The following is a 3,561-nucleotide window of genomic DNA, read 5'->3' as shown; positions in this document are numbered from 1 at the left end:
AGACGAACATAACGTACCAAGTGGGTTGCGACAGTTCTATCTGTTAACTGGCTAGCTGGTGTCCATTCTTGAGCATTTGCAGAGTATTCCAAGCTAAGAGCTGGGTTGGCCTGGCCTTTGAGCTGGATGCTCTTGACTTCATGAATACGGTCAAGCTTCATACCTAGATAGCTATGAGCAGGAAGTTTGGTTCCAGCTGGAATTTGAAGCTCGTAACTGCCCAAGCTATCCACTACCGGTGTTTCCTTCAAGGCGTCCACGTTGGTGTCTGTTAAGTCAAGATTTGGACTATCGACATCTACTGTAAATTCCGCAATTCTCCACCACTTATTTAAGGTTTGTGTATTGCGAATGCGAACAAAACGAGTTGTAAATTCTTGCACGATATCAGAAGTTCGTTGCCCTGATAAATTTTGAAGCGTTGTCCAATTTGTACCATCTGCAGAATATTCGATGACACCAGATGCTAGTTTGTCTCGTTCTCCTTGCATCAGATGAACTCGTTTTACTTTATGCAGTCCACCTAAGTCCATTTGTACCCAGGCTTGCGCTGGTGTGACATTGGTCTGATCAACATGTGCCATCATGGATTCTGTGTTTTCTCGACCATCTTGCATCTGAACAACACTTGTTCCATATTTGTAAACAAGGTTTGGACTTAAACTAATAGTGCCACTAACTTTCTTACTACCCAATTCTAGGGGTCTATTTACAGCTATTTCACGCATGGCGAGCCAAGCATTATCCTTCTTAGCTGTTGCTATCATACGAACAGCTTGAGCTGTGATATCGAGGTCATTAAATTCCAGAATGCGTTCTCGACCAGTATATGCAGGGCTCGTTATGGCTACCCATTCTCCTTTTTCATTTTGATATTCCACAACTGCATTACTAAAGGTATAGTTATCGGCCGTATTAGTACCCGTAGCGAAACCTAATTTGTGTATTTTAATCGCCTTATTAAAGCGTAAGCCTACATAATCACCTCTCTCAATTACAATGGTTGTTTTGGCAATCACATGTGTATCAAAGTCACCATCTGTGACTTCTTTCAATCCGCCTTCTATTCCAGCACGATTCGTAATAAATGTTGTCACAAATTTATCTGGATTCAACATTGCTTGAATATGTAAGGCTAAGTATTCTTTGAGATTATTGATAAATGGTCGAATATGTTGGACACCAAATTCTGCGTATTCATAATGGTCAACGTAAAAGAAGGCATGTTTAACTGACTGGTCATAATGTTTGACTCCTGCCTGATAGTACTCCCATACCTTGGCATCATTCTTTTCAGTAAGACCTTCTGTAGCTGTTAGGAAAGCTTCAAGCGCGTTCATTTGATCTACTGTATTATCTAACCAATAGTGAATTTGTTCGATTAATTTCTGATCGCCTTTTTCTTTAAGTAGAAGAGCATTGGCTTTCAAACCAGCAAAAATGTCCCTCAACTCTTTTCTTTCAGAATCCAGATTTTGACCAGATTTGAGTTTGTTATAGAATTCTGTCAATTTTGGAGCCAATTTTACAGACTCTTCTAATTTAGTGACATGGGGAGGTCTATTTTGATTGCGCATGTGTTTTCCGAGTTCTCGAAAAGCCTTTGAAACACTGCTTTCTTCAAAATGATCGTTGACTACATAGTTAAAGGCCATATCGTTGATTTGTTCAGCTTCTTCTGCACTTCTCCATTGCTTCCATCCATACTGAGCCATATCAAAAAGTGCCACTTTAGATGCTTCAGATTGTTGCATTGGATTTAGCATAATTCCTTGTGCAAGCGATAAATCAACATTTGGATGTAAGAATTTTTCACCACCTCCAAGAATTAGGTGGGGTTTTGTATTGTCATTACATGGCCAGTTAATCCAGAACTGAATTGGACGGTAAGTCTTACCACCTTCTGTTAAATTTTTCTTTAAGTTCGTTAAGAATGTTTGATCAACAGCCCCCCAGACCTTTCCACCAGTAAGAGTTAAATGAACATTTTCAGGAAGATGTTCATTCAAGGTCCGAAGTTCAGCTTCAGTTCCTTGCCCCATGTACCAGGCAGGAACAAAAATCATATCTTTACGGAGACCACTGTATGTTGTTTGTTTTTCAGTCAACCAATTTGTGATATCCTTCATCAAGCGAACATAACTATGGTAACCACCAACTGGGCTTGGTGCATCATCTGCAAGCACACCAAATTCACGCACTCCCACGTCCAACAACTGAGTAAACTTAGCCTTTATTGTTGCAAGGTCAGCCTGGTAATGCGCTTCATTGCCAAAGCGGATACGATTGTTCATAAATGGATGGATGGTCCAAACATAACGTGTTTTCGTTTGATTACCGACACGTGCAAGTTCTCGGATTTCAGCCAGTTTTTCTTCTGGGTAAAGTTCACGCCATTTCTTATTGTGGTATGGATCATCTTTTGGTGCGAAATAGTATTGAGTTAACTTCAATTCACTTCCATAACGCATCAATTCTTTACGATTTTCATTAGACCATGGATTTCCATAGTAACCTTCGATGAAACCACGGTTCTTGATTGCAGCGTAATCTTCCACTGTCACATTGCGAAGAACTGGAACTTGACTTTCCTTGAGCATATGTTTCAAGGTTGTCAAACCATAGAAGACTGCATCTGTGTCTTTTCCGACGATAGAAATCGAATTATCCTTGATGGTCAAGGCATAGGCATCAATCTTGTCAAAGAGACCTGCTGAAACCTTGGACATATTTTGCTCTGCTTGTGAACCTTGTCCATGCACTCCAAGATAGATATTAGTTGCGCCAGAAACTGCCGTTTTACTAGTTTTGTAAGATACTTGATTGTCCTGCAAGACACTCTTCAAGCGATTACGAGTATAGATATCGAGTTGATCTCCCATAACCAGATTGACTTGCTTACGAAGGGCTGTGACTCCTTCTCCATAAGTCACTTTTTGTGGAGTTGGGAAAACCTTGTACTCTTTCTTGAGATAATCTGCGCTCTTGCTGGCAGCTGCAATACTATCTTCGCTAGCTGGTTTGCTTGCAGTGAATTGATCCGCTAGTTCAACTGTTCCATCACCTGTTTGATCTACTTTTGGAGTTTCAGGTGTAGTTGGTTGACTAGGTTTAGAGATTTCTTTATCATTTTGTCCTCCACTCATAGCTTCAGACGGCTTTGTTTCATTCTCTGGAATTCCAGGTGCTTCAGCTGGTTTAAGATTATTTGTCGAATCAGTAGAACCAATCGTTCCTGTAGTTTCTCCATTTCCAACTGTCGAGCTAGCTTCCTTCCCAGTATTTTCTTCTGCTTTCTTCAAAACTGCCGCAAGTTCATCAGGTAACTTTTCTAATGGCTCAGCTTGAGTTATAGTTCCCTCTTTATCTCCTACACTACCTGTTTCTGCAGCCTCTACTAGATTAACACCAAAGATACTGGCACCAATCATAACAGAAGCTACTCCAATAGCGAATTTACGAATACTGTAATGACAACGTTTATTGAAAAAATTTTTATCCATCTTTATCTTATCTCCTTTCGTCCAAACACGAAAGTAAACGATTCCATTTTCACTAGTA

General features: G+C 40.2%; 2 pseudogenes. Both read right to left on the bottom strand.

Annotated features, from left to right (window positions below):
- Positions 1-3,116, bottom strand: a pseudogene (locus HMPREF2613_RS01575) (beta-N-acetylglucosaminidase domain-containing protein); the annotation flags it as partial.
- Positions 3,117-3,437: 321 nt separating this feature from the next.
- Positions 3,438-3,503: pseudogene (locus HMPREF2613_RS11685) on the bottom strand (YSIRK-type signal peptide-containing protein); the annotation flags it as partial.
- Positions 3,504-3,561: the final 58 nt, after the last annotated feature.

Source organism: Streptococcus sp. HMSC070B10, from assembly GCF_001808665.1.
Lineage (GTDB): Bacteria > Bacillota > Bacilli > Lactobacillales > Streptococcaceae > Streptococcus.
The sequence above is the reverse complement of the archived record's forward strand: the minus strand, read 5'-3'. Positions and strand labels throughout refer to the sequence as shown.